We start from the raw sequence: 25,879 nt of genomic DNA, 5'->3' as shown, positions 1-25,879 counted from the left end.
ATGCTAAAACTTATTGCAGAAGATTTTATTGATATTAAGAAAATTGATTTGGTTTTACCAATTTATCAAGAGCTTGTTGATAAAACGCGGTGTGAAGAGGGGTGTGTCGCGTATGATTTATATCATGATATAAAAAATTTAGGACATTTTGTTTTTATTGAGGAATGGGTAGACCAGGCAGCATTAGATCGACATGTTCAGTCTGAGCACTTTCAACGGTTAGTTCCTCAGATTGACCAATATCAGACGAGGTCAGGACGTTTTACACATTTAGACCATTTTGAAAATATGAAGAGATAAACATCATAAAACATAAAAAAAGACACCCGATCGTTTATTGGATGTCTTTTGTTGCATCGATTAAATTAAGCGAGATTATCTAGATATTTTTCAGCATCTAGAGCAGCCATACAGCCTGACCCAGCAGAAGTAATCGCTTGACGATAAATGCTGTCAGCGACATCACCAGCAGCAAAAACACCAGCTACAGAAGTTGCTGTTGCATTACCAGAAGTACCGCTTTGTACTTGGATATAGCCATCACGTAAGTTTAATTGACCATCAAACATTCCAGTATTTGGTTTGTGGCCAATTGCAACGAATAGACCATGAACCTCTACGTCTTGCTTAGATTCATCTTGAGTTGATTTAAGGCGAACACTTGTTACACCAGTATTGTCACCCAATACTTCTTCAACTTCGTGATTCCAGATAATGCTGATTTTGCCTTCTTTTTCTTTGGCAAATAAATGATCTTGCAAAATCTTTTCAGAACGTAAGCTATCACGGCGGTGTACTAGCGTTACATGTGAAGCAATATTTGATAAATAAAGTGCTTCTTCAACAGCAGTGTTACCACCACCTACAACCATTACTTTTTGGTTTTTGTAGAAGAAACCATCACATGTTGCACATGCGCTTACGCCTTGTCCCATAAAGTTTTGTTCAGACTCTAGGCCAAGATATTGAGCTGTAGCACCAGTTGCAATAATCAAAGCATCACATGTGTACTCTTCCATATCACCTTTTAGAACAAAAGGACGTACGTTTAAGTCCACTTCATTAATATGGTCATAGACGAGTTCTGTACCAAAGCGTTCAGCATGTGCTTGCATACGATCCATTAATGCAGGACCTGTTAAACCTTCAGGATCGCCCGGCCAGTTGTCAACTTCGGTTGTTGTTGTAAGTTGCCCACCTAGTTGTAAACCTGCAATCAAAGTAGGTTTAAGGTTTGCACGAGCTGCATAGACAGCTGCACTATAGCCCGCAGGGCCAGAACCGAGAATAATTAACCGAGAATGACGAGCACTCATTGAGGGTATCCTTCTTTATTTCGAGAATTTTGAAAATTATACGTGAATTTGCCGATCAATAGCGTTAAATCAATGTGGATAATATTGATCAGGTCAATCGAATTAAGTTATATAACAATATAGAAGTGCCTCATGTTAACAACAACTGTAAAGAATCATGCACCTTTTTTGTAAGAACAGGTGCATAATATAAAGTTCATTCGTTGAAGATCTAGAATGTAGTTCTTCACATCTCTAAACCAATAATTAAATGGGTTACAGGACAGTATATGACTGCGGTGTCGAGTGTTTATGCACAGCGCTTATTGATGACATTATTCTTGGTTTCTTTTGGGATTTATATGTTTCTGGCAACAGTAACATATACACCATTTGATCCGGGCTGGATGCATATTTCCAGTGATACTCAGCAAGTATCCAATGCAAGTGGTATTGCTGGCGCATGGATTGCAGATTTGCTGTTTGGTTTTTTAGGATGGGCAAGTTTGCTTATTCCAATTTTCCTTTTTATTGAAGCAATACAGGTGTGGTGGCCACGTAGTTTTTTAAACCGCCCATTTCGTTATGCTGCACAATTCTTTTTAATTTTGGTTGTGTCTAGCCTGCTTTATTTACATTGGAATGTGCCGGCAGATACTTTAGATAATGCGGCTGGGGGAATTATTGGTTACGAGTTAGGTCAAAGCCTATCTCAATTGCTAACAATTTACGGTGCGACTTTATTCTTACTCGTTTTCGGAGTGGTTTTGTTTACTCTTGCATTTGGGGTGCAATGGAGCAAAACATGGGTTACGCTCAAAGCGACACCAAGCTATTTACAAGATTTATTTTATAAAAACGTATCACCAAACGAATCGGATTATGACTTAACAACTCAGCCTGCTAACAAAGCAGCGGCAGTTAAAGTTGCACAAAACACTGAGGCCAATGCTTCAGATGAAAAAGAAGCGCCAGTTCAATCTGAAGCCACTCAATCACAACCTACAGCAACACGACATGATGCGGTTGCTGAAAGGTTATTTGCAGATGTATTAGCGAAAGAGCAGAGCCGACCTGAACCTGTAGCAGTTGAGCCAGTTGCAAATGCTCAAAACTTTGAACATACGCTTGAGCAAGCCCATAAGCTTGAAAAAGATAGCCAACGTTTAGTGGCTACGGGTGAAGTATGGCGTGCTTTACAACGTGATGATGCGAGTCATAAGCAAGAAATTGATGCACTTTTAAGAGCAGCAGATGATTCAACAGAACAAGCTCCTGCTCATGATCAATTCCAGCAGACTATTTCACAAGTTCATCAAACTCAACCTGCAGCTAAACAAGACCTACATGGTCTTGACTGGAATGATGATGAAATTTTTGATGAGTTACTTGCTGCGGTTCCAAACAGTAAAACTGCAACAGATGTGCATACACCATTTGTTCAAGATCACCATGTAGAAGCCGAACCAACTTCGCAATCTGTGAATATTGCGAATGAAACATCTTCAAATATTTCAAATTTAAATCAATCACCTAAAAATTTAGCAAACGAACAAGTCTTTGAAGATTTTGATGATTTATTAATAGATGAAGATATTGCGCCCGCTGAACTTGTCAGAGCAAGTAGTTATGCGCAATCTTCAGCATTTGTAAAAGCTCCTATTCAAACGACTATTCAGGCCGATAAACTTTCAAAAGAAGAGTTTATTGAGGCATGGCAGGAAACTGCTGGGAAACCTCAAGAAAATCTTGATATTGATGAAGATGATTTCGATTTAGATGCGCCATTAACAGATGCAGCTGGTCGACCAATGTCTCGTGCAATGCAGGTTGCCAAGAAGCGTTTGGATTTACCTACTTTGCCAGGTCTTGATCTACTTGATAAGGTTGATCCGAATAAGAAAGTTAACTTCACTGAAGAGCAGCTTTCGCGTTTATCAGAATTACTTGAAATTAAGTTACAAGAATTTAACGTTAAGGCTCAAGTGGTTGAAGCTCAACCAGGGCCAGTAGTTACCCGTTTTGAATTAGATTTAGCACCGGGTGTTAAAGCATCTAAGGTAACCAATATTTCGCGTGACTTAGCCCGTTCAATGTCGATGGCCTCTGTTCGTGTAGTGGAAGTCATTCCTGGTAAACCATATATTGGGATTGAAGTACCAAACAGTGCCCGTGAAATGGTGCGTTTGATTGAACTATTGGAAACACCAACATATCGCGATCCAAGTGCACTCATTAGTATGGCGATGGGTAAAGATATTTCAGGTAATCCAGTATTAACTGATTTAGCGAAAGCCCCACACATGCTAGTTGCGGGTACAACAGGTTCTGGTAAATCGGTTGCGGTAAACTCGATGATTTTATCGATGTTGCTTAAATATACACCTGACCAGTTGCGTTTGATTTTAATCGATCCAAAACAGCTTGAACTTGCAAACTATAATGATATTCCGCATTTATTAACTCCAGTCGTTACTGACATGAAAGATGCAGTAAGCGCATTGAACTGGTGTGTGAATGAAATGGAACGTCGTTATAAGCTGATGTCGTTTCTTAAAATTCGTAAATTAAGTGACTACAACCGTAAAGTTGAAGAAGCAATTGCGAATGGGGAAGATCTAATTGACCCAACTTGGAAACCAAGTGATTCGGCGACACAAGAACGTGCACCTCGTTTAACACCATTACCATCTATTGTGATTGTTGCGGATGAGTTTGCCGATATGATTATGCAGGTGGGTAAAAAAGCAGAAGAAATGATTACGCGTTTAGCGCAAAAATCTCGTGCTGCTGGTATTCACCTTTTGCTTGCAACTCAACGTCCATCTGTTGATGTCATTACCGGTTTGATTAAAGCCAATATTCCAACGCGTGTAGCATTACGTGTAAACAGTAAAATCGACTCGCGTACTATTTTGGATGCAGGTGGTGCAGAAGATTTGCTCGGTCATGGTGATATGCTGTTCTTAGGGCCTGGTAAAATCGAACCTGAGCGTGTGCATGGTGCATTCATTAGCGATGATGAAGTTAACCGCATTTGTGATGCTTGGCGTGAACGTGGTGAACCAGATTATGTCGACGAAATATTGACTCCATTTGACGAAGAACCGACTTCACGTGGTTTTGAAGAGGGTGAGGGTGGTTCTGACCGTGATGCACTTTATGATCAATGTGTGTCATTCGTTTTAGAAACTCGTAAAGCTTCTACATCGTCACTACAGCGTAAATTTAGCCTTGGTTATAACCGTGCTGCTCGTATCATTGATCAAATGGAAGAGAACGGCATTGTGAGCGCAATGGGGCCTAATGGTAAGCGAGATATTTTAGTTTAAGAACTTATCCCTAAAAAAAGCCTCTCTGGAGGCTTTTTTTATAATTTAAATAAACTGAATCTATTTATAAAATGACTTAAAGATTTTAACGTATAGTAAAAAATGCTAATGTATTTTTCCTAAATAAATAACAATGAATTAAATCTGGAGGAAAACATGTTACTTGCTCTAATTACTTTAGCTTTTATCCATTTTTGTGCACTTATTACTCCAGGACCTGATTTTTTTCTTGTATCTCAAACAGCGATTAGTCGATCACGTAAAGACGCTATGTTAGTGGTGGGTGGTATCACAGCAGGGGTTATGTTTTGGGCTTGTTTGGCACTGATGGGATTAAATCTTATTTTTGAAAAAATGGCTTGGTTAAAGCAAGGTTTACTCATCGCCGGTGGCTTATATTTATGTTGGTTAGGCTATCAGATGTTGCGTTCGGCATTTTCAAAAAATCAGCAAGAAGATAATGTTGCTGTAGAGCTACCAAAAGCACCTTACCTATTTTTTATTAAAGGCCTGATAACCAATCTATCAAATCCTAAAGCTGTTATTTATTTTGGTAGTGTTTTCTCTTTATTTTTAGCCAACCCTCAACTTGATCAGGTTCACTGGCTGCTCTTTATTATTGTCACAGTCGAAACAATTTTATGGTTCTGCTTTGTGACATTTATTTTTTCATTGCCAAGTTTTAGATCAGCGTATCGTAATTTTTCAAAATGGATTGATGGTATTTCCGGTGGCATTTTTACCATATTTGGTATTTTCCTTATTGGAAATCGATAAATTGAGATAAGAAAAAAGCCTCTTGAAGAGGCTTTTTAAATTACTAAATTTTAATATTTTTAAAATATTAATAAGTTAAATTTTAGATCACTTAGGTAGGATTCATATAATAAAACTGATAAGAATCAGCAGCCACATGATAGAACCTATAATAATTAAAATGATTTGAGGTGTATTGAATTTTTCTTGCTCAATCGTTGTTTCTATTTGTTTTTGTGTATAGTTCAACGCTTTAAAGGCTGGGATTAAAAATATAATGCTGCAGAGAGAGATAAGCCAGTAAGGATCAGGTAGGCGAACCAGTAAAGATGTAATGAGATATCCTAGATACATCCAACCTGAAGAGAAGTCATGAGGATATTCTTGTTCTTTTGAATAGGTTTTTATTCGATTAAATAGTGAATATAAAAATAATATAGAAAAAATTGCACGAGCAGCGGGCATAATATTTAACTTATCTTTGATTAGAAAAAATCGCCATGCTTTAAACATCCACCAAATTTGGTATAGACCAAAAGAAATAAAGGATAGAAAGATAAACTTATTAAGGCTAATAACTTTTAAATTTTCTATATGGTTTGATTGGATAGATTGTGTTTGATTTAAATTAATAGGTTCTGGATTCATGAATTTATATTTAGAATGAAATAATGCTGATGACTTTAAGATTATTTTTTATAAAAGTAAATAATTTAGATATTTGAATGAACCACATAATCTATCTACTAAATTTTACTAAGATAGATTATGCAGTCTTATTCAAATAAAAAAAGCTTAAGCAAACTTTGCTAGAACTTCTAAAAATGGTGCCGATTGACGCGGAAATTTGGCAATCACATCATGGATGCGTTGGCCTTCAGGGTCTTTGGCATTAATATCGCGTCCGTCCGCAATAAATTGAGTCAAAAGACGTTCATAGTCTGTTGGACGCATATGTTTGAATGCATGGTAGAGCACATGAAAATCTGCGTTCACACCCGCTGGCGGAAGTTGGTTGAGGTAGGCAAAAACACGCTCATCGGACCATTCTTCATTGAAAGTTGCTGGCTGTGATAATGCCATGACAATCTCCTCAGTTTTAAAAAAGGCAAAATAACTTGCGTTATTTTGCCTTGATTCTGTTTTATTGAATAGTCAGAAATAGAATTATCGTTCTTCAGGTAAATTGATATTCATTTCTAACATTTCGATATTAGCTTCAGAGCGAACCTGCATTTGGATATGCTGTTCACCTACACCGCTGACATAACGACTAACCACTTGCATGATTTCTTTCTTCATCTGATCAATCTTGTCTTGGCTTAAACGACGGCCTAAACCTTGTTCAGAAGCAACAATAACTTTTAAACGATCTTTGGCAGTTTGAGCACTTGATGGTTTTTCTTCACTGCTAAATAATTTACTCCAGAATCCTGCCATATCTACGCTCCAAATAGTCGTGCTAACCAGCCTTTAGGTTGAGCTGTGATGTGTCTATAAGGACGGTCTTCACCAAGAAAGCGAGCAACCAAATCATCATAACCCTGACCAGCTTTAGTTTCTGAATACAGAATTACTGGCTTACCCTCGTTTGATGCTTGTAATACACTTGGACATTCTGGAATAACACCTAATGTCGGTACGCGTAAAATATCTTTAGAAATATCATCAATGGTCAGCATTTCCTGACGGTCTGCGCGTTCAGGGTTGAAGCGTGTAATACATAAATGTTTACGTATACGTCCTTCGTTTTGTTCAACCTTTTTGGTTTTGCTATCTAACATACCAATAATACGGTCAGAGTCACGTACTGAAGAGATTTCAGGGTTTGTTACAATGATTGCTTCATCTGCATGATACATGGCTAAAATCGCGCCACGTTCAATACCAGCAGGTGAGTCACAAATGATGTAATCAAATTCTTGAGATAGCTCATCAATAACACGAGCAACACCATCGTCGCTCAACGCATCTTTATCACGTGTTTGTGAAGCCGGTAAAATATAAAGGTTTTCGATATCTTTATCGCGAATAAGGGCTTGCTGCAGACGTGCTTCGTTGTTAATCACATTGACAAAATCATAAACAACACGACGCTCACAACCCATAATTAAATCAAGGTTACGTAAGCCTACATCAAAATCAATCACAACAGTTTTATGACCACGAAGGGCTAAACCTGTTGCAAAAGATGCGCTCGTTGTAGTTTTACCTACACCACCTTTGCCTGATGTTACGACAACAATTTTGGCCACCGAATCCACTCCTATTATGGTCATTCACCCTTAAAAGGGCTGTTTTTTGGTGATTTGCTTAATAAACTAAAGTTCAATCGCTTCAAATTCAAGCTCTTGCTTTTCATTTAAATAAATATGTACTGGTTTTTTTACCACATGTTTAGGGATATCATCTGCGACACAATACGTTCCGGCAATGGAAACGAGCTCAGCCTCTAAAGATTGGCAAAAAATACGTGCAGCTGCGTGCCCGCCCGCACCAGCAATGACTCTACCACGAACTGTGCCATAAATATGTATATTTCCTGATGCAATCACTTCAGAACCACTATTCATGCCAGCTTTTAAAATAATATCGCCGTTATCTTGTACGAGGGATTGGCCTGTACGTAAAATTTCATCATGATAAGAGGTAATATGAGCAACTGCTATCTTGTTTAGTGGTTTTTTTGTTTCTGCTGAAGATGATGCAGGAGCAGTAGCAGGTTTTTCTACAATTGCGACTTGTTCTGTTGTGGCTTTAATACGCTGTAATGGTTGATCTGCCGGTAAAACAGGGAATTGAATAGCGCGAGCTTCATCTCCTAAAATACCGTCGATTACCGCCATAGGCTGTAGACCTAAGCTCACCAGAAGTTGAATTAATGCAATTAACTCTTGCTCAACCGTACTATCAATAATCACTAAAGTTCCTTGATAGGAACCTTCATTTAATATATTTGATAATTGCTGGCGGATCACATCATGATCATTGGTATCGAAGGTTATCCTGCTAAAGTTAACCATTCTGCCGGTAATCCGGATATCAGCCATAAGTCTTCCTTCAAGGCGTTAAAACGAGCTGTAATATCGTTAAGTTTATTGTAAATAGAGCAAATGCTAGAACAAATCGTTCCAATTCTCTAGCGTGTTTAATAAAAAATTAAGTAAATGCTTATTCTTTGATTCGATCATACTCCGCAAGCGTTTGTTGCCATTGTTTGACCTTGACCTGTTTTCGTACAGATTCCAGTGTCTCGAACACGACAGATTCAACCAATTGCTCAAGCTGACGATTATTAATATTTATTTCACTCACTTTTTGAGAAATTAATTGATAAGTAGAATTGGGACTGTTTGGTGATCCCTCAATTAAAGGTTCAATTAAACCTGCACTAATATTTTCACCTAATCTTTGGCCAATACTCTGAATTTGCTGTTCAATACGACCACCGACTAAAGGAATTAAGCGTAATAATTGGGTTAGCTCAGGTGTATCTACTATGGCCTGATCTACAATTTTCCCAACACCTTTTGTAATTGCCGGTTTTTGTTCTTTTAAAGCAGTCGCTAAAGACTCTTGTAATAATGCTGTTAGGGTAGCAGTAAATTGCTCACGATGATGATTAACTAAGTCGTGAATAATCTGTTTATGGCTAGAACTGGTTTGAAGTTCATATCTAATGCCATCAATCACGGTAATAACAACACGATCGGAAAGTTCTTCCATGACAACACGATAGTAAAATAATCCAGTCTTTCTCCAGCTTTCCGGAATAACTCGATAGCCCATTTCGTGTAAACGATAAGCAATAATCCCAGCTCGGAACAAACGTAGAAAACGAAGCTGAGGAATAATGGCTAAAATTTCATACCAGTGAATAAAAGGGAAAAAGAACCAACGTTTATGGTGTTTATTGATGATCGCAATGCTCCAGCGCACGAGCAGCTCAACAATTAAAAAACCAATAAACCAAGCTTCTGATGTGATCACCCACGGGTGTAATGAATTACGGTAAAAGCTCAATATCTGGGGCAAATGAATGTGTTCAAAGAACCATGCCCCAATACTGCTCATTAAAAAGAAATTAGTCGCAAGACAGAACAGGTTAAAAATAATAATAAACACCATAAAGATGTCATAGATCAAAAACAGCTTAAACGAAAGGCTGTTTGGATCTACATGATGATATTTCGTTTTTTTCCCAGCGCTGTTTTGCATAATAACGGATGCTTTCTTAAATATTTGTAGAGGTATATTGAGATTTCATTTGCTCAATAAGTTGATCTTTTTCGGTCCAGATTTCATGCACCCATTGTTGGAAACGTTCACGGTAAACCGCATCGTCTTCATAGTTTCCACCAAGAACCCAGTCTGGAATTTCAATTTTACGCAAATTTACTGCAATTCTTGAAACATCACCGAGCCAGAAATCGCTATATCCAGGAACGCCATTCGGATAGACAATTGTCATATCAACTAAGGCATCAATTTTGTCACCCAAAATATTCAAGGCAAGTGCCAAGCCACCTGCTTTTGGTTTAAGCAAATGCTTATATGGCGATTTTTGCTGGTCATGTTTTTCTTGAGTAAACCGAGTACCTTCTAAATAATTCAATAATGTGAAGGGCTGACTTAAAAGCTGTTCACAAGCTTTACGTGCTTCCATCATGTCACGGTCTTTGAGCTCAGGATTCTTTGCAACCTGTTCTTTTGTGTGACGTTTCATCATCGGGAAGCCTAGAATTTTAAAAGCTTGCCCAACGAAAGGAATAAAGATGAGTTCCCATTTGGTAAAGAAACGGGTGAGTGGCATACGCGTTAAACCAAAATATTGATTCACCGTTGTATCAACCCAACTTTGGTGGTTACACGTCATGAGATAACGACCTTGCATATTTAGGTCAAGTCCCTCATCAATCGTGATATCCCATTTTAGATTTGGTAAAACATGGTCAATTAACCAATTATTTACCCCTAACCAGCTATTTGTAATTTGAATATTGGTTTCATCTATTTTAGATGATTTTTTTAAAAGCTTAGTCAGACCTAGTGCAAGAACAGGTGGACCATGAAAAAACGTACTTCCTGTAATGACTGTACCTACAGTGAGTCCACGTGTAATTTTTTTTAGCGCAGATTGCTTATTGGGTGCAGTTGACATATGAATGACCCCGAATGTCTAAAATCCATAGAAAAGTTGTTCAACTATAACTGTCATAATATGAAATACAACGATATCTTAGACAACAATGAAGAAATTGTGATGAGGTAGCATCTTAAAGTGCATCAAAATATTACAAAAAAGTAACTAAACTGTTTATTATTAACAAAATATCAATGTTTTATACTTCCTTTTTGTTTCATTATTCACTCAACAACAAAACACTCAAAGTGAGGAGGCATGCAATGCGTGCATTAGTTATTTCAACAGTGGTAGGGGCAGCAGTAGTACTTTCTGGTTGTCAAACAACAGGTAACAACCTTGGTGGCGTTGAATACGATAAAGCCGCATTAGGTACTTTAATTGGCGCAGCAGCTGGTTACGGTATTTCTAAATCAAGTGCAAACTCTAGCCGTCAAAACAACCGTGCTGCAGCAATTGGTGCAGTTCTTGGTGGCGCTAGTGGTTTATACCTTGACCAAAAAGAGAAAAAATTACGTCAACAAATGGCGGGTACTGGTGTAGACGTTAACCGTAATCCAGATGGTTCTGTTCAATTAGTTATGCCTGGTAGCATTACTTTTGATACAAACAAATCAAACATCAAGCCAAACTTCTATTCAACTTTAAACAAAGTTGCTCAAACTTTGGCTGAAGATAACAAGAGTGCAATTCTTGTAACAGGTTATACTGATAACACTGGTAATGATTCAATTAACATTCCATTATCACAAGCACGCGCTCAATCAGTACGTAGTTATTTAGCTAGCCAAGGCGTATCTGCTAGCCGTATCGACGCGCAAGGTTATGGTTCATCTAACCCGATCGCAGATAACTCAACTGCATCTGGCCGTGAACAAAACCGTCGTGTAGAAATCAGCATTTATGCTAAACAATAAGATTTAGTTTATTGTTTCAAAAACCACCTTCGGGTGGTTTTTTTATGGGTGCAGTATAAGAAATAATCACGACATTCTGCGGCGCATAAATTGCATTATTAGACATCATTTATACATATCCATAGATTTACTATTGGGATTCTAAAACAGAGATGACTATAATCATGCTCGAAAAATTAAGAGGTAATACACGATGTCATCTGCCAGTCAATTGAACAACAAGCAAGAAGAAGCCATGAAATATACTCAGGGCCCTTTATTGGTGCTTGCTGGTGCTGGTTCAGGTAAAACATCGGTAATTACGCGTAAAATTGCGTATTTGGTGCAGCATTGCCGTATTCCAGCGCATCGTATCACTGCGATGACCTTCACAAACAAAGCTGCCCGTGAAATGAAAGAGCGTGTGACCAAGCTCTTGTCACGTGAAGAATCAAAAGGTTTATCAGTCTCGACTTTCCATACTTTTGGTTTAAACCTTTTACGTTTAGAACTTAAAAATTTACCTTTAAAAGCTAATTTTTCGATTTTAGATGCAGACGACTGTAAGCGTATTTTGATGGATTTGATGCATCGCGACAATTTGTCAGGTGCAGAAAGCAAAGAATTAATTGCTAAGGCAATGAAGAAAATTTCAGACTGGAAAAATGATCTGATCGTGCCAGAGCAAGCACATTCAACTTGTGAAACACCTGAAGATGTACAGTTTGCCCATCTTTACCAGCTTTATGAACGTAATTTACGTGCTTACAATGCAGTCGATTTTGATGACCTCATTGTTATGCCAACACGTTTACTGCAAGAAAATGCAGAAGTACGAGATAAATGGCAAAACCGTGTTCGCTATTTATTGGTCGATGAATATCAAGATACCAACACCGCTCAGTATATTTTGGTGAAACTATTAGTTGGTGTAATGGGGCAGTTCACCGCGGTAGGTGATGATGACCAGTCGATTTACGCATGGCGTGGTGCTAAGCCTGAAAATATGGCGTTGCTTAAGCAGGATTTCCCCAATTTACAAATTATTAAACTTGAACAGAACTATCGTTCAACGAGCCGTATTTTAAAAGCAGCGAACTGTGTTATTCAAAATAACCCGCATATTTTTGATAAGAAATTGTGGAGTGATAAAGGGCATGGTGAGGTTATCCGAATCATTACATGTCGTAATGATGATGATGAAGCAGAACGCGTGGTCAAAGACCTACTTACTCATAAGCTCATGAACGGTAAAAACTGGAAAGATTATGCCGTTTTATATCGTGGTAACTTTCAGGCGCGTGTATTAGAAACACAGCTTCGCCAAATGCAAATTCCGTATAAACTCTCTGGCGGTACATCGTTCTTCGCTCGTGCAGAAATTAAAGACGTGATGAGTTATTTACGTCTCATTATTAACCCAGAAGATGACAGTGCTTTCTTGCGTATTATTAATACGCCTAAACGCGCGATTGGCCCAGTTACTCTTGAGAAGTTAGGTTTATTCTCACAAGAAAATAATTTGTCTTTACTTGGTGCTTCTGCTGATCAACGTTTAAGCATGGTGCTTCCTAAAAAGGCAGAAACTCAGCTTCATGAATTTGCTGACTTTATCGCGACATTTACACGTGAATTGTTGGAAGACGATGAACCTGTGCCTAAAGTTCGTCAAATGATGAACGAAGCGGGTTATATGGATTACGTTCGTGAACAGTCTGCAACACCTGCACAAGAGAAAAGTAAGCTCGATAACATTGAGAATTTATTTACCAGTATTCAAAACCTCATTAACCGTGCAGAAGACGTTGATGAAAAGAATATTGAAAGTGTCATTCGAAAACTGGTTCTGCTTGACCTTTTAGAACAGCAGCAGGAAGAAGAAGATACGGACAAAGTTAACTTACTGACTCTACATGCTGCAAAAGGTTTGGAATTCCCATATGTGTACATTATGGGACTCGAAGAAGAACTATTGCCGCATAAAAACTCGATTGCAGCAGAAACCATTGAGGAAGAGCGCCGTCTCATGTACGTGGGAATTACCCGTGCACGCCAAGGTTTAACGTTAACACTGGCAGAACAGCGTAAAAATGGTGGACAGATGAAACAGATGACACCTAGCCGTTTCCTTGATGAACTTCCGCAAGATGAGCTGGAGTGGTTAGGGCGTAAAAAGAAAATTGCGGCTAATGTTGATCCTAAAGAACAGGCTCAACAATATCTGGCAAATTTAAAAGCTTTATTAAAGCGTTAATTTTTTAATTTTTAGGAAATCCCATGAAAGTTCAAGTGAAATTGCTCGATCCGCGTTTAGGTAAAGAATGGCCGTTACCTTCATATGCAACAGCAGGTTCAGCGGGTTTAGATTTACGTGCCTGCGTCGATGAAGCAATTGATATTGAACCAGGACAAACTGTTTTAGTTAAAACAGGTATGGCAATTTATATTCATGATGTAAATTTTGCTGGTTTAATTTTACCGCGTTCAGGTTTAGGTCATAAACACGGTATCGTGCTTGGTAACTTAGTTGGTTTGATCGATTCAGATTACCAAGGTGAATTGATGGTTTCAGTTTGGAACCGTGGTCAAACAACCTTCCGTTTAGAACCAGGTGAGCGCTTGGCACAATATGTTTTAGTGCCAGTCGTGCAAGCTGAATTTGAGCAAGTAGAAGAATTTGAAGAAACTTTACGTGGCGCTGGTGGCTTTGGTCACACAGGTAAACAATAAGTTTTTTAAAATATTAACGAAAATCAAACGCCTGTTGAACAGGCGTTTCTTTTTATATCTTGAATGTTACAATGGATTATATTACAACACGCTTTACTCATATTCTTTTAACTTTTTTAGCAAACAAACCTTTCAAAAATTTTGAATAATCTATGTTTTTGCGATAGATCGGATTGATCTTTAAATAGAAGATACGCTATGAATGTAAGACACTCATTTCCAAAAAGTATTTTTCGTGCTTACGATATTAGAGGCAAACTTTCTTACTTAACCGCGGACGTTGTTCGTTCGATTGCCTACGGATTGGCACAACAATACAAACAAGCAGAACAAACTCAATTAGTGATTGGCTATGATGCCCGTCTCACAAGTCCAGCCTATGCACAATTAATTGAAGAGATTTTAGTAGAACAAGGTTTAAAGGTTACCAACATTGGTTGTTGTTCATCACCAATGATGTATTACATTGCGAGAGATTTTGGTGGCAATGGCATTATGGTGACTGCAAGCCATAATCCAAAATCGGATAATGGTATTAAGTGGATTTTAAAAGGTGAACCACCGTCTCCGGAAATGATTCAGCAAGTGGGTGACGAAGCTCAAAATTATGTACCAGCTCATTCCATTTCTGTACTTGAGTTAACATTACCTCAATTTAAAGCTGAATTTTGCCAGAAATACCAGCAAGCCATTTTTAAAGATATCCAATTAAAACGTCCTTTAAAAGTTATTTTAGATGGTTTACATGGCTCTGCTGGGCACTGCTCAAAATTAATATTGGAAAAAATGGGCTGTGAAGTCATTGCTTTACGAACCCATCCGAATGGAGAGTTTCCAGATCATGCACCAGACCCTTCGCATGCAGCTCATTTAACTCATTTGCGTAAAGCAGTGGTTGAGCAGCAGGCAGATATTGGCATTGCTCTGGATGGTGATGGAGACCGTGTCGTTTTAGTCGATGAAAAAGCCCAGATATTGACAGCAGACCGTTTATTATCACTTTTTGCGCAAATGTGTTTAGAACAACACCCTGAGCAAGAAATTGTTTTTGACGTGAAATGTTCACGCATGGTTCAAAAAACGGTTGAACAACTTGGCGGAAAAGCAAAAATGATCCGCACGGGAAGTAGCTTCTTAAGAGCTTATTTATCTCAGTCAAATGGACGCGCCATTTTTGGTGGAGAATATGCGGGCCACTACGTATTTAATGATGGGCGTGGTTTCGGATACGACGACGGTCTATATGCTGCATTACGTGTAATGGAATATTTTACTCAATCGAGTGCGACAACAATTTCTGAATTATTTGCTCCTTATCCAGAAAGATGTTGTACAGAAGATACCTATATTGGTACGTATCAGTCTGATCCAAAGTATGTATTACAAGATATTGAAATTTTAAGTCATCGTTTAGGTGCCCGCATCAGTAAAATCGATGGCGTACGTCTTGATTTTGATGATGGTTTTGGCATTATTCGAGCATCAAATACTGGTGAATATTTCACAGTAAGATTTGATGCAGATAATCCTTTACGATTAAAGGAAATCCAGCAAAAATTTGTAGATATGTTGCAAGAGCACTATCCGCAAATTGCACAAGAACTTTCAGAGGCCTAAGTAAGGAGAGGCGTAATGCCCCAACATCAGCATATCGGTGTCGACAAAGCAAAAATCTTGATTGAAGCTTTGCCGTATATTCAACGTTTTACTGGTAAAACGCTGGTGGTGAAATACGGTGGCAACGCGATGACTGATCCGGAGCTCGAAAGTTCATTTGCCCGAGACATCGTTTTACTTAAAACTGTCGGGTTAAATCCGATTGTTGTTCACGGTGGTGGACCACAAGTAGACTCATTTTTAAAGCAGTTAGGCCGCGAGTCTGACCGTATTGACGGTATGCGTGTAACTGATGCTGCAACCATGGAAGTGGTTGAAATGGTATTAGGTGGTAGCGTAAATAAATCAATTGTTAACCTGATTAATAAACATGGTGGCCGTGCAATTGGTTTAACAGGTAAAGATGGTAATTTACTTCGTGCCCGTAAATTACTTATGGAAAAGCAAGAAGAAGACGGTTCTATCAAACATATCGACTTGGGTATGGTTGGTGAAGTAACTGGCGTTAAAACCGATGTATTGGAAATGTTCACTCAAAGTGACTTTATTCCAGTGATTGCGCCATTAGGTGTAGATGAAGAAGGCAATACTTATAATATTAATGCTGATTTAGTTGCAGGTAAGGTTGCAGAAGCACTAGGCGCTGAAAAGTTAATTTTGCTTACCAATATTACTGGTGTGCTTGATGAAAATAAAAATCTGTTAACTGGCCTTACTACGCAAGAAGTTGATCGCCTCATTGAAACAGGCGTGATCTATGGCGGTATGATTCCTAAAGTAGGCTGTGCACTTGATGCTGTTAAAGGTGGTGTTGTGAGCGCACATATTGTTGATGGTCGCGTACCACATGCAACATTGCTTGAAATCTTCACTGATCATGGAGTAGGTACACTCATTTCTAATCGCACTAAAACAGCTTAAAAAATCCGTTATTCTCAATAAAAAGATCACCCTAGGTGGTCTTTTTTTATACCACTTTAGTTTGGTCATTTTTTTGTCATGAGCTTTGACTAGTGTAAGGGGTGTCACTAGGAGCGTTCATTATGCTGGAAAAATTTAATCAATATCGCCAAACCTGGACTTTACCTTTAAATCGTCATAAAGCAATAAATCAGACACAATTTCGTTTTGAATGGGTTGATAATTTAAAAGAATTACAAGATGTACAGCGGTTTCGTGCACAACAATTTAGCCAACAATTTGGAATTCATTTTGAAGATAACTTAGACCAAGACATTTATGATTTTGGTTGTGAGCATGCAGTCTTACGTGAAAAGTGGACTGGAGAGATTGTCGCATATACCCGTCTAAAACTATTTCAAGGTCATGAGATTGCACAAAGCTACAGCGCACATGAGTTTGATATTGTTCCTCAGTTATCACATCTTCCTAATGTGTTAGAAATAGGGCGTACCTGTGTTCATCCTCGCTTTCGTAATGGTAAAGCATTATCGACACTGTGGTTGAACCTTGCACCGAAAGTGCTATGGTCAATGCGCGCTAAATATTTGATGGGGTGTGTCAGTATTCATTTGCAAGATAATTTGGCTAGAGCGTACTACACACATCGCCAGATTCAGCAATTATCTGAAAGTAAAACCATTGATATCCGTTCGAAAAAAATCTACGAACCTGAATATCCTGAGTTTAGCTTTCCACAAGATGAACGTATGCCAAAGTTGTTCCAAATGTATTTGAGCATGCAATCAAAATTATCGAAACAGGCTTTTTTTGATGAAGAGTTTAACTGTCTAGATTATTTTGTATTTCTGGAAGTGAATAAAGTGGCAACTTCATTTGTCATGAATAAAATGGGTCAGCGTTAATCATATGTTCTATTTTCTAATAGCCAGCACATATTGAGATTTGCAAGCAATTTTACTCTCATGCACAATAGAGCAGATGGGGTAATTAGAAGTAGTTTAAAAGCGATATGTGCCAGCTATTAGGAATGAATTGTGCAACACCAACGGATATTACTTTTTCTTTCCGTGGTTTTTCACAGCGTGCAGGAATTACCTCAGACCATAGTGATGGATTTGGTATTGCATTTTTCGAAGATAAAGCTTGCCGTTTATTTGTCGATAACCAGTCGGCAGTTGAATCTCCAATTGCCGATCTTATCCGTAATTATCCTATTAAATCACGTAATGTGATCGCGCATATTCGTAAAGCGACTCAAGGTAAAATCACTTTAGAAAACTCTCATCCCTTTATTCGAGAGTTGTGGGGGCGTCATTGGATTTTTGCCCATAATGGTGATTTACATGACTTTGATCCACCACTAAGTGGACGTTTTACGCCGGTGGGGAATACAGACAGTGAACGCGCATTTTGTTATTTGCTCGATCAACTCGTTGAAGCTTTTGGCTATGAAGAACCAAGCCTTGAACAGATATTTGAAGTATTAGAAAAAATTTCGCCACAAATTGCTGAGTACGGTACATTTAATTATTGCTTATCGAATGGCAAGGCATTATTTAGTTATGCGATTACTAAATTACATTGGTTGGTTCGAGAATATCCATTTAATCAGGCTCATTTAATTGATTTAGATGTTGAAGTCGATTTTAGTCAGGTAACAACCCCTGAAGATCGTGTGGCAGTAATAACAACTGAACCTTTAACACATAATGAAAATTGGACAGCTTATCAACCCGGTGAAATGATTTTATTTCAACATGGTGAACCAATTAAAAAAGCAATTACTCATGTAGAGAGATTAAAGCGTGAGCAGGAAAATCCTGAACTTAAGCGTGTTACTCGTGCAGATCAATATTAATATAAAGTATATTTAAAATATATAAATAGAAATATCTATATATATTAGTCGTTTAATAATAAAGTATTTTGTTTAAAAAATACTTTATTATTTTAGTTGGTTAAATTTTTAAAAAATAAATAAAAACAATAATTTATGTTTAATATGATTTTTATATGATAAACCCGACAAAATAGCTTTGTTTTTATTTATATTCTTTAAATATATCATGAGGTATATGCAACAGTCATTGAACATCATTGGGGAGATGTATGAAAATGAAATGGGCTTCAGAATATAATACGGGTATTGATGTTATTGATGAGCAACATAAACGAATACTTGATTATATTAATGAAATTGATGATGTAAAAGATGATGAAGATAGACGTCGAATTAAAGATGTTTTAGATAATATTATTGATTACACGCAATCTCATTTTACTTTCGAAGAAAGTTTACAAGAGGAAGCTGATTATAAATATCGTGTACCACATAAACGTGTACATGACTTGTTTATTAAAAAAATAGAGTTATATCGTGAGCGCTTTGAAATGGGACATACTGTTGAAAAAGAGCTACAAGAAATTTTAGCAAAATGGTTAATTAACCATATTCAACATGATGATGCTGATTATGTGGGTGCAGTAAAAGAAAATATGATGGGAATTATTAGAGAAAAAGAAAAGAAGAAAGGGAAAAACTGGTTTGCTCGGTTTTTCGCATAACTTAAATAACAAAACTTATAATTTTAGTTAGCGCAGCAAACTATCGTTTCGGTAGTTTGCTTTTTTTATTGAGCAAGCTTTGATTTTCAGGCATGAGACGGGCAAAATATCTATAGTCTTTTTCAAGGAATGCATAATGCAGGACATACCTATGTCACGATGGTTATCGCCCCTGATGGCGTTTTGCTTGTCTTTCATCATTATGGCGACATTGGCACCCGCTATGGGGATCCAGATTGATCGTCAAATCGATTTCTGGTTATTGTGGTTGGGCACAATGCTGTTATTAGCTCTGCCAGTTTGTTATTTAGAAATTGCCTTAGCAAAACGGTCGAAGACTACTGCTTTAAATGCTTTATCAAGTTTAACTCGTGAAGCAGATAGTTCACCAAAATGGCGTTTGGCTGGTTGGCTTGCAGTTATTTTTATTCCATTTTTAGCCGGGAGTGTACTGAGTACTGCTGGCAATTTACTGACAGTACAGCTCAATAACAGCGTTTCTGGGCAAATTGTTTTTGCTGGTCTCGCAGTTGCGGCTTTAATTTTATCTTTTATTCCGCGTCAGATTTTAATTGTGTTAATGACAGTCGGTGTAATCGCGTCTATTGTTTTAGCTAATACAATGGGAACGACTTTACAGCCTTGGCATTGGACAAATGTTGAGTTTAAAGAGTGGGGTAATGCAACGGTACTTGCTCTTGTTGCGAGTGGTTTAGGCTTAGGACTTTACTGGCAAAATAGCTTGTCTGTAATTCATTCTCAAGAAGGCGCTACAAGAACTGTACTTCCAATCTGGTTAGCTCAACTCATTGCTGTCGTTGCGTTTGGTTTCTTTTCTCTTCAAGCACAGCTTCCTGTTTTTACCTGGATTTTTACTGCGGTAATGACAACAGCTCTGTTTATTCAACTTGCTAAAGAACAGCTCGCTCAACGTCAACTGATGTACGTTTTACAGTGGGTGATTATTGTTGTAGCAATTGCGGTTTGGGCTGTGCCTGAACTTCACGGCATCTTTATGCTGATTTTGATGCTTTGGGGATTACTCATTTGCCTGATCTATGCAATTTTTGCTGGCTGGATTATGAAAATTAGCCACTTGCGTAAATCAATGAATTTTAGCAATGAGTTGTTCTATAACTTGTGGCGTATTGCGGTACGTATTGTTTTACCGCTTTCAATTGTAATTGCCATGATTGCGGTAGTTGGACAAATTATCTGATGGAAAAAGCTCAGCAAGTGTGGGTTGCTTATGCAGCCCCAGAGCAACAGTTTTTAGTTGCTATTCCATTTGAAGCTGGAATGACAGCATTACAAGCAGTTGAAGCGAGTGGGTTGCAGACACAGATAAGTTTGCTGGAGCCATTACAACTTGGCATATTTGGTGCAAAAGTTGAGGCACATGTGATTTTACAAGCGGGTGATCGGGTAGAGGTCTATAGGCCTTTAACGATTAATCCTAAGGATATACGCCGTAAGCGCGCCGAGAAAAATCCTGTGGGGCGATATATTAAAAGTAATCGCTTAAAGCAATAAGCCCCATAAATAAAACCCCTCGAAGTATTTCACTTGAGGGGTTTATTTTTATTAGAAAAAACGATTATAGTGGTGGGGCAGTTAAAATCGCTTCTTTAGAAGCAGGTAAACCTGGTTGCGACTCTGGAATAGTTTCTAAACCTTCAATTTTAGTTACTGTGCCAGTGCCATCAAAGTAAATTTTTAAATGCTGACCATGTGCTGCGGGGATTTTTGCCTTTTTAGCATAAGTTCCCGGGATATAGTTGTAAATGTAGTCCCAACGCTGAGGATTGAGTGGATCAGTCACAGTTGGACTACCAAGCAAAAAACGCACTTGCTGGAAATTCATGCCGACTTGTACTTGAGAGGCCTGAGCTTTGGTCAAAGGAGTCCCTTGAGGAATATCAACCTTATATACACCAAAGATTGAACAACCAGCAAGGAGTGAAGTGACTAATAACGTCAGCACGAGTTTTTGCATTTTGCTACACTATCCCAATAAATTATGATGCATTTGATCAAAGGATAGATCATACTTCATCTAAATTCTATTGCCTATTCCAACTTGAGATTTGTTGAGAGACCTTTTTTCATGCCTATTTCCAATCAAGATTTGCGCAAAGCTGGACTTAAAGTTACCCTTCCACGAATTAAGATTTTGGAATTATTAGAAAATTCAAAGCAACATCATCTTAGTGCTGAAGATATTTACAAGACTTTGTTAGAACAAGGGGAAGATGTCGGTCTTGCGACAGTTTACCGTGTGTTAACACAATTTGAAGCTGCAGGTATCATTCAGCGTCATCATTTCGAAAATAATCATTCTGTTTTCGAAATTATGCAAGAAGATCATCACGATCATTTGGTTTGCCATAATTGCAACAAAGTTATTGAATTTACTAATGATGTTATCGAGAAGGAACAGCATGCTGTAGCAGACCAACATGGGTTTACCTTAACGGGTCACTCATTAAACCTCTACGGTTACTGTAACGAACCTGAATGTCAGGAAGTTCTGCGCAAGAAATAATCGTTTTCACACAAAGAAAACAAATAAAAAAGGAAGGTTACGTTTAACCTTCCTTTTTTTATGAAGAAATTACTGTCGGTCGAAGGTTAAATGCTGATTTGTGCCTGCAATTTGATCAGGTCCTTCTTCAGCAAGCTTAATCGTCAAACGTAAATCATTTGGTGAGTCAGCATGTTTTAATGCATCTTTGTAGGTAATTTGGCCTGCTTTATAGAGATCAAACAATGCTTGGTCGAAGGTTTGCATACCGAGTTCACGTGATCGTTTCATTAAATCTTTAATTTCATGAATTTCACCTTTACGAATGTAATCTGAAATTAATGGTGAGTTAATTAAAATTTCAATTGCGGCGCGGCGAGAGTTGCCATCAGGTGTTGGAATAAGTTGCTGAGCAATCATGGCCTTTAAGTTAAGAGATAAGTCCATGTAGAGCTGACTGTGGCGGTCACTTTCAAAGAAGTGAATGATACGGTCGAGTGCTTGGTTAGCGTTGTTGGCGTGCATTGTGGCCAATACAAGGTGACCTGTTTCAGCAAAGCCAATCGCGTAGTCCATAACTTCACGAGATCGAATCTCACCAATCAAGATGACATCTGGTGCTTGTCGCAAAGTATTTTTTAAGGCAATTTCAAATGAGTCCGTATCGATTCCGACTTCACGTTGGGTAATGATGCAGCCCGCATGTTCGTGAATAAACTCGATTGGGTCTTCAATGGTAATGATATGACCTTTAGTATTGTGGTTACGATAGCTAATCATTGAAGCCAAAGACGTTGATTTACCTGTACCTGTCGCACCAACAAAAATAATGATGCCGCGTTTGGTCATTGATAAATCTTTAAGAACAGGTGGTAACTGCAAGTCATCAATTGAAGGAATTTTAGTTTCAATTCGACGTAGTACCATGCCCGGCATATCACGCTGCTGAAAAGCACTCACACGAAAGCGGGCAGTTTTATCGCGGTTCATAATGGCAAAGTTACATTCACGAGTGTCCGCAAATTCTTTGCGCTGTTTTTCGCTCATGATGGAATGTAAGAGTTGACCAATAACCTCACCTGAAAGACTATTCTTTGAAATTGGAACAATTTGTCCGTTAATCTTCATAGATGGTGCAACACCATCTGTAATAAAAAGATCGGATGATTTTTTTTCAACCATGAGGTTGAGTAAGTCATTAAAATCCATATTTATTCTCTAATTATTTTTATAGGAATGATTCAGGCTGTTTTGCAGCAGTACGAGCCGTTTGCGGACTAATCACTCCACGAGAAACTAAACCTTTTAAGCTTTGGTCGAGTGTCGTCATGCCATGATTTGCACCAGTCTGAATTGATGAATACATTTGGGCGACTTTGTTTTCACGAATTAAGTTACGAATGGCAGGAATACCAATCATGATTTCATGTGCTGCGACACGCCCACCGCCATTCTTTTTAAGCAGTGTCTGTGAAATAACAGCTTGTAAAGATTCTGACAACATGGCACGAACCATGTCTTTTTCTTCGGCAGGGAATACGTCAATCACACGGTCAATGGTTTTTGCAGCAGAAGTGGTATGGAGCGTACCAAATACCAAGTGACCCGTTTCGGCAGCGGTAAGTGCTAAACGAATGGTTTCAAGGTCACGCATCTCACCGACCAAAATAATATCGGGGTCTTCACGCAGTGCCGAACGAAGTGCTTCGTTAAAGCCATGGGTATCACGATGTACTTCACGCTGGTTAATCAAACATTTCTTCGACTGATGTACAAATTCGATAGGGTCTTCAACCGTTAAAATATGGTCATAACGATTCTCGTTGATATAGTCCATCATTGCCGCAAGCGTCGTTGATTTACCCGAACCTGTTGGACCTGTCACCAGTACAATCCCGCGAGGATAGTCGCAAATATCTTTAAAGATTTGACCTAAGCCTAAATCTTCCATAGTAAGTACTTTAGATGGAATGGTACGAAATACTGCACCAGCACCGCGGTTTTGGTTAAATGCGTTAACACGGAAACGAGCAACATTTGGCACTTCAAAAGAAAAGTCGGTTTCGAGCTTTTCTTCGTAGTCTCGGCGTTGTTTATCATTCATGATGTCATAGACCAGTCGGTGAACATCTTTATGATCTAGAGCTGGTAAGTTAATGCGACGGACTTCACCATCAACGCGAATCATCGGTGGCATGCCAGCAGATAAATGTAAATCGGACGCGCCATTTTTCACAGAGAAGGCGAGTAGCTCTGTAATATCCATAATTTCCCCAAGTAAATCAAAATATGTCATTATTTTGTAGAATAATATACGGCTTTCACCGAGGCTTACCAACACCTCGCTTTAGGTGAAAAGCAAAAAAGTTTTTTGAAAATGAGAACCTTGTCAATGAATTACCTGCAAGATGCGCGGCAGCACGTATTACAGCAAATCAGAGTTGCTTGTGAACATGCTCAGCGTTCGCCTGAAACTGTGCAACTTTTAGCCGTATCAAAAACACATCCGAGTGAAAGTTTGCGTGAAATGTATGCAGCAGGACAAAGAGCATTTGGTGAAAACTATTTACAAGAAGCTTTAGACAAAATCGAAGCTTTACAAGATTTAGAAATTGAATGGCATTTTATTGGTCATGTTCAGCGCAATAAGACTAAACATTTGGCTGAAAAATTTGATTGGGTGCATGGTGTAGATCGTTTGATTATTGCTGAGCGATTATCTAATCAAAGACTTCAAAATCAATCTGACTTGAATATTTGCTTGCAAGTGAATATTGACGGGCAAGATAGTAAAGATGGTTGTGCACCAGATGAGGTTGCGGAGTTAGTCGCTCAAATTAGCCAATTAGCAAAAATTAAACTACGTGGTTTGATGGTAATTCCAGCACCAGACAATACAGCTGCTTTTGCAGATGCCAAAGCCTTGTTTGATGCTGTGAAAGAAAAACATGCCCACCCAGAACACTGGGATACATTAAGCATGGGAATGTCAGGTGATTTAGACGCTGCGATTGCAGCAGGTTCAACCATGGTACGTGTAGGAACAGCTTTATTTGGAAAGCGCGATAAAGTTGAGAAAAAATGACTTTTACAATTTAGATAAACGTTTTGTCGGGTAACTGTAATTTGTTAATTTAAATTTAATTTTCCTAGCTTATAACCCAGATATTTTAATATTTGAGTGTGTAATGTATGGATTTATTGCATGTTTTCATTCTGGCAATTATTCAGGGATTCGCTGAATTATTGCCAGTTTCTAGTTCCGCACACGTTATTTTAGCTGAAAAGTTAATGGGGTATGATCCATCTGCACCTGATATGACCTTCTTACTTGTGATGTTACATACGGGTACGATGTTTGCAGTGATCGTTTACTTTTGGAAATCTTGGCGTAAAACCTATTTCTCTTCTTGGGAAAGTTTTAAAAAACAAGCCTTCTATATTATTTTAGCAACGCTTATTACAGGCGTGCTTGGTTTAGCGCTCCAATCTCTGATTAAGCATGTGTTCTTCGGCGGCGCGAGCAGTTTCGAAATTGAGCATTTGTTTAGTAACTCAAAACTCATGGCAGCTGCGCTGATTTCGGCAGGTGTTCTGATTATTTTATCTTCGCGTTTAGATCGTGGTCAGCAGGGTGAAATTAGTTTGCGTAGTGCTTCTATTATTGGGGCGGTGCAGGCTTTATGTTTGCCTTTCCGTGGCTTTTCACGTTCTGGTGCAACCATCTCTACAGGTTTATTTTTAGGTGTATCACGCCAAAAGGCAGAAGAGTTCAGTTTTGCGTTGGCTGTGGTATTAACACCAGCAGTAATTTTAAAAGAATTATATCGTTTAGTTCACGCTCAAGGCTTACAAACCGTGACACATGGACAAGTGTTCCATTCGATGGTTCCAAGCTTATTGGGCATGTGCTTTAGTTTTGGTGCTGGTCTTTTGGCATTAAAATGGTTGTCTTCATGGTTAGAACATGGACGCTGGCATTTGTTCGGCTTGTACTGTATCGGTTTTGCAGTTGTCGTACTCTGCGTGAATTAATTTTTTGATGTTTTAAAAATAAAAAATTAGTACAAGACCATACAAGAAACAAAGGGGCGTAA

General features: G+C 38.4%; 27 protein-coding genes. 16 read left to right on the top strand and 11 right to left on the bottom strand.

Annotation, left to right across the window (positions count from 1 at the left end):
- Positions 1 to 300: a putative quinol monooxygenase gene (locus MJX77_RS01175; RefSeq protein ID WP_252060376.1), complete on the top strand. Its 300-nt coding sequence runs from the start codon at positions 1 to 3 to the stop codon at positions 298 to 300.
- Positions 301 to 365: 65 nt separating this feature from the next.
- Here the strand turns inward: MJX77_RS01175 and trxB are convergent, their stop codons facing one another.
- Positions 366 to 1,316 (bottom strand): thioredoxin-disulfide reductase, encoded by a 951-nt coding sequence (gene trxB / locus MJX77_RS01170; protein WP_107881034.1) that lies wholly within the window; start codon positions 1,314 to 1,316, stop codon positions 366 to 368.
- 269 nt (positions 1,317 to 1,585) lie between these two features.
- Here trxB and MJX77_RS01165 point away from each other — a divergent pair, with 269 nt between their 5' ends.
- A complete protein-coding gene (locus tag MJX77_RS01165) occupies positions 1,586 to 4,627 on the top strand; it encodes a DNA translocase FtsK (protein WP_252060375.1) in 3,042 nt (1,013 codons plus the stop codon).
- Between the two features lie 156 nt (positions 4,628 to 4,783).
- On the top strand, positions 4,784 to 5,404 hold the full coding sequence (gene rhtC, locus MJX77_RS01160; protein WP_252060374.1) for a threonine export protein RhtC: 621 nt from the start codon (positions 4,784 to 4,786) through the stop codon (positions 5,402 to 5,404).
- A gap of 102 nt (positions 5,405 to 5,506) precedes the next feature.
- Here rhtC and MJX77_RS01155 read toward each other — a convergent pair whose 3' ends face one another.
- The 7 genes from MJX77_RS01155 to yihG all read right to left on the bottom strand — a co-directional run bounded on the left by MJX77_RS01155 (position 5,507) and on the right by yihG (position 10,544).
- On the bottom strand, positions 5,507 to 6,031 hold the full coding sequence (locus tag MJX77_RS01155; protein WP_192455573.1) for a hypothetical protein: 525 nt from the start codon (positions 6,029 to 6,031) through the stop codon (positions 5,507 to 5,509).
- 147 nt (positions 6,032 to 6,178) lie between these two features.
- Positions 6,179 to 6,466, bottom strand: a complete 288-nt coding sequence (locus MJX77_RS01150) for a PA4642 family protein (RefSeq protein WP_003653274.1) — start codon at positions 6,464 to 6,466, stop codon at positions 6,179 to 6,181.
- Between the two features lie 84 nt (positions 6,467 to 6,550).
- On the bottom strand, positions 6,551 to 6,823 hold the full coding sequence (minE, locus tag MJX77_RS01145) for a cell division topological specificity factor MinE (RefSeq protein ID WP_000896934.1): 273 nt from the start codon (positions 6,821 to 6,823) through the stop codon (positions 6,551 to 6,553).
- Positions 6,824 to 6,825: 2 nt separating this feature from the next.
- A complete protein-coding gene (minD, locus tag MJX77_RS01140) occupies positions 6,826 to 7,638 on the bottom strand; it encodes a septum site-determining protein MinD (RefSeq protein ID WP_004794144.1) in 813 nt (270 codons plus the stop codon).
- Positions 7,639 to 7,704: 66 nt separating this feature from the next.
- Positions 7,705 to 8,433, bottom strand: coding sequence for a septum site-determining protein MinC (gene minC / locus MJX77_RS01135; RefSeq protein ID WP_004641649.1), 729 nt, complete (start codon positions 8,431 to 8,433; stop codon positions 7,705 to 7,707).
- 121 nt (positions 8,434 to 8,554) lie between these two features.
- Positions 8,555 to 9,601, bottom strand: coding sequence for a preprotein translocase subunit SecA (locus MJX77_RS01130; protein WP_111856008.1), 1,047 nt, complete (start codon positions 9,599 to 9,601; stop codon positions 8,555 to 8,557).
- Between the two features lie 16 nt (positions 9,602 to 9,617).
- Entirely contained in the window at positions 9,618 to 10,544 is a 927-nt protein-coding gene (gene yihG, locus MJX77_RS01125) for a 1-acylglycerol-3-phosphate O-acyltransferase, YihG family (protein WP_013198766.1), read from the bottom strand.
- Between the two features lie 245 nt (positions 10,545 to 10,789).
- Here yihG and MJX77_RS01120 point away from each other — a divergent pair, with 245 nt between their 5' ends.
- The 10 genes from MJX77_RS01120 to MJX77_RS01075 all read left to right on the top strand — a co-directional run bounded on the left by MJX77_RS01120 (position 10,790) and on the right by MJX77_RS01075 (position 20,791).
- Complete coding sequence (locus MJX77_RS01120; protein WP_005303150.1) at positions 10,790 to 11,443, top strand: YiaD family glycine zipper/OmpA-like lipoprotein; 654 nt, start codon at positions 10,790 to 10,792, stop codon at positions 11,441 to 11,443.
- A gap of 193 nt (positions 11,444 to 11,636) precedes the next feature.
- Positions 11,637 to 13,676, top strand: a complete 2,040-nt coding sequence (locus MJX77_RS01115; RefSeq protein WP_004794135.1) for a UvrD-helicase domain-containing protein — start codon at positions 11,637 to 11,639, stop codon at positions 13,674 to 13,676.
- Positions 13,677 to 13,699: 23 nt separating this feature from the next.
- On the top strand, positions 13,700 to 14,152 hold the full coding sequence (dut, locus tag MJX77_RS01110; RefSeq protein WP_003653255.1) for a dUTP diphosphatase: 453 nt from the start codon (positions 13,700 to 13,702) through the stop codon (positions 14,150 to 14,152).
- A 198-nt stretch (positions 14,153 to 14,350) separates the two neighbouring features.
- Positions 14,351 to 15,769: a phosphomannomutase/phosphoglucomutase gene (locus MJX77_RS01105; RefSeq protein WP_005303157.1), complete on the top strand. Its 1,419-nt coding sequence runs from the start codon at positions 14,351 to 14,353 to the stop codon at positions 15,767 to 15,769.
- Positions 15,770 to 15,784: 15 nt separating this feature from the next.
- A complete protein-coding gene (gene argB, locus MJX77_RS01100; RefSeq protein ID WP_004794131.1) occupies positions 15,785 to 16,690 on the top strand; it encodes an acetylglutamate kinase in 906 nt (301 codons plus the stop codon).
- 122 nt (positions 16,691 to 16,812) lie between these two features.
- Positions 16,813 to 17,595, top strand: coding sequence for a GNAT family N-acetyltransferase (locus MJX77_RS01095; protein WP_004794129.1), 783 nt, complete (start codon positions 16,813 to 16,815; stop codon positions 17,593 to 17,595).
- 107 nt (positions 17,596 to 17,702) lie between these two features.
- Positions 17,703 to 18,551: a class II glutamine amidotransferase gene (locus tag MJX77_RS01090; RefSeq protein WP_252060373.1), complete on the top strand. Its 849-nt coding sequence runs from the start codon at positions 17,703 to 17,705 to the stop codon at positions 18,549 to 18,551.
- A gap of 251 nt (positions 18,552 to 18,802) precedes the next feature.
- A complete protein-coding gene (locus MJX77_RS01085; RefSeq protein ID WP_013198763.1) occupies positions 18,803 to 19,258 on the top strand; it encodes a bacteriohemerythrin in 456 nt (151 codons plus the stop codon).
- Between the two features lie 151 nt (positions 19,259 to 19,409).
- A complete protein-coding gene (locus tag MJX77_RS01080; RefSeq protein WP_252060372.1) occupies positions 19,410 to 20,477 on the top strand; it encodes a hypothetical protein in 1,068 nt (355 codons plus the stop codon).
- A complete protein-coding gene (locus MJX77_RS01075; RefSeq protein ID WP_252060371.1) occupies positions 20,477 to 20,791 on the top strand; it encodes an RnfH family protein in 315 nt (104 codons plus the stop codon). Before MJX77_RS01080 ends, MJX77_RS01075 begins: the two co-directional genes overlap by 1 nt.
- Before the next feature lie 64 nt (positions 20,792 to 20,855).
- On the opposite strand, the gene MJX77_RS01070 is transcribed toward MJX77_RS01075, so the two are convergent.
- Positions 20,856 to 21,254 (bottom strand): outer membrane protein assembly factor BamE, encoded by a 399-nt coding sequence (locus MJX77_RS01070; protein ID WP_003653245.1) that lies wholly within the window; start codon positions 21,252 to 21,254, stop codon positions 20,856 to 20,858.
- 111 nt (positions 21,255 to 21,365) lie between these two features.
- Here MJX77_RS01070 and fur point away from each other — a divergent pair, with 111 nt between their 5' ends.
- Positions 21,366 to 21,803 (top strand): ferric iron uptake transcriptional regulator, encoded by a 438-nt coding sequence (gene fur, locus MJX77_RS01065; protein ID WP_004794120.1) that lies wholly within the window; start codon positions 21,366 to 21,368, stop codon positions 21,801 to 21,803.
- Positions 21,804 to 21,872: 69 nt separating this feature from the next.
- Here the strand turns inward: fur and MJX77_RS01060 are convergent, their stop codons facing one another.
- Positions 21,873 to 22,991 carry a PilT/PilU family type 4a pilus ATPase gene (locus tag MJX77_RS01060; protein ID WP_013198760.1) on the bottom strand — a complete coding sequence of 373 codons (1,119 nt, stop codon included), beginning with the start codon at positions 22,989 to 22,991 and terminating at the stop codon, positions 21,873 to 21,875.
- A gap of 19 nt (positions 22,992 to 23,010) precedes the next feature.
- Positions 23,011 to 24,048 (bottom strand): type IV pilus twitching motility protein PilT, encoded by a 1,038-nt coding sequence (locus tag MJX77_RS01055; protein ID WP_003653239.1) that lies wholly within the window; start codon positions 24,046 to 24,048, stop codon positions 23,011 to 23,013.
- A gap of 126 nt (positions 24,049 to 24,174) precedes the next feature.
- Between MJX77_RS01055 and MJX77_RS01050 the strand changes: the two genes are divergently transcribed.
- Positions 24,175 to 24,867 carry a YggS family pyridoxal phosphate-dependent enzyme gene (locus MJX77_RS01050; protein ID WP_252060370.1) on the top strand — a complete coding sequence of 231 codons (693 nt, stop codon included), beginning with the start codon at positions 24,175 to 24,177 and terminating at the stop codon, positions 24,865 to 24,867.
- A 107-nt stretch (positions 24,868 to 24,974) separates the two neighbouring features.
- On the top strand, positions 24,975 to 25,817 hold the full coding sequence (locus MJX77_RS01045) for an undecaprenyl-diphosphate phosphatase (protein WP_013198758.1): 843 nt from the start codon (positions 24,975 to 24,977) through the stop codon (positions 25,815 to 25,817).
- Positions 25,818 to 25,879 lie beyond the last annotated feature (62 nt).

This window comes from Acinetobacter sp. AHP123, assembly GCF_023757925.1.
Classification (GTDB): Bacteria; Pseudomonadota; Gammaproteobacteria; order Pseudomonadales; family Moraxellaceae; genus Acinetobacter; species Acinetobacter oleivorans.
This window is presented reverse-complemented; position numbering and strand designations above follow the sequence as displayed.

Coding starts and splice junctions, on each gene's coding strand:
- MJX77_RS01175 (WP_252060376.1), top strand. CDS start 1: ATGCTAAAACTTATTGCAGAAGATTTTATTGATATTAAGAAAATTGAT.
- trxB (WP_107881034.1), bottom strand. CDS start 1,316: ATGAGTGCTCGTCATTCTCGGTTAATTATTCTCGGTTCTGGCCCTGCG.
- MJX77_RS01165 (WP_252060375.1), top strand. CDS start 1,586: ATGACTGCGGTGTCGAGTGTTTATGCACAGCGCTTATTGATGACATTA.
- rhtC (WP_252060374.1), top strand. CDS start 4,784: ATGTTACTTGCTCTAATTACTTTAGCTTTTATCCATTTTTGTGCACTT.
- MJX77_RS01155 (WP_192455573.1), bottom strand. CDS start 6,031: ATGAATCCAGAACCTATTAATTTAAATCAAACACAATCTATCCAATCA.
- MJX77_RS01150 (WP_003653274.1), bottom strand. CDS start 6,466: ATGGCATTATCACAGCCAGCAACTTTCAATGAAGAATGGTCCGATGAG.
- minE (WP_000896934.1), bottom strand. CDS start 6,823: ATGGCAGGATTCTGGAGTAAATTATTTAGCAGTGAAGAAAAACCATCA.
- minC (WP_004641649.1), bottom strand. CDS start 8,433: ATGGCTGATATCCGGATTACCGGCAGAATGGTTAACTTTAGCAGGATA.
- MJX77_RS01130 (WP_111856008.1), bottom strand. CDS start 9,601: ATGCAAAACAGCGCTGGGAAAAAAACGAAATATCATCATGTAGATCCA.
- yihG (WP_013198766.1), bottom strand. CDS start 10,544: ATGTCAACTGCACCCAATAAGCAATCTGCGCTAAAAAAAATTACACGT.
- MJX77_RS01120 (WP_005303150.1), top strand. CDS start 10,790: ATGCGTGCATTAGTTATTTCAACAGTGGTAGGGGCAGCAGTAGTACTT.
- MJX77_RS01115 (WP_004794135.1), top strand. CDS start 11,637: ATGTCATCTGCCAGTCAATTGAACAACAAGCAAGAAGAAGCCATGAAA.
- dut (WP_003653255.1), top strand. CDS start 13,700: ATGAAAGTTCAAGTGAAATTGCTCGATCCGCGTTTAGGTAAAGAATGG.
- MJX77_RS01105 (WP_005303157.1), top strand. CDS start 14,351: ATGAATGTAAGACACTCATTTCCAAAAAGTATTTTTCGTGCTTACGAT.
- argB (WP_004794131.1), top strand. CDS start 15,785: ATGCCCCAACATCAGCATATCGGTGTCGACAAAGCAAAAATCTTGATT.
- MJX77_RS01095 (WP_004794129.1), top strand. CDS start 16,813: ATGCTGGAAAAATTTAATCAATATCGCCAAACCTGGACTTTACCTTTA.
- MJX77_RS01090 (WP_252060373.1), top strand. CDS start 17,703: ATGTGCCAGCTATTAGGAATGAATTGTGCAACACCAACGGATATTACT.
- MJX77_RS01085 (WP_013198763.1), top strand. CDS start 18,803: ATGAAAATGAAATGGGCTTCAGAATATAATACGGGTATTGATGTTATT.
- MJX77_RS01080 (WP_252060372.1), top strand. CDS start 19,410: ATGTCACGATGGTTATCGCCCCTGATGGCGTTTTGCTTGTCTTTCATC.
- MJX77_RS01075 (WP_252060371.1), top strand. CDS start 20,477: ATGGAAAAAGCTCAGCAAGTGTGGGTTGCTTATGCAGCCCCAGAGCAA.
- MJX77_RS01070 (WP_003653245.1), bottom strand. CDS start 21,254: ATGCAAAAACTCGTGCTGACGTTATTAGTCACTTCACTCCTTGCTGGT.
- fur (WP_004794120.1), top strand. CDS start 21,366: ATGCCTATTTCCAATCAAGATTTGCGCAAAGCTGGACTTAAAGTTACC.
- MJX77_RS01060 (WP_013198760.1), bottom strand. CDS start 22,991: ATGGATTTTAATGACTTACTCAACCTCATGGTTGAAAAAAAATCATCC.
- MJX77_RS01055 (WP_003653239.1), bottom strand. CDS start 24,048: ATGGATATTACAGAGCTACTCGCCTTCTCTGTGAAAAATGGCGCGTCC.
- MJX77_RS01050 (WP_252060370.1), top strand. CDS start 24,175: ATGAATTACCTGCAAGATGCGCGGCAGCACGTATTACAGCAAATCAGA.
- MJX77_RS01045 (WP_013198758.1), top strand. CDS start 24,975: ATGGATTTATTGCATGTTTTCATTCTGGCAATTATTCAGGGATTCGCT.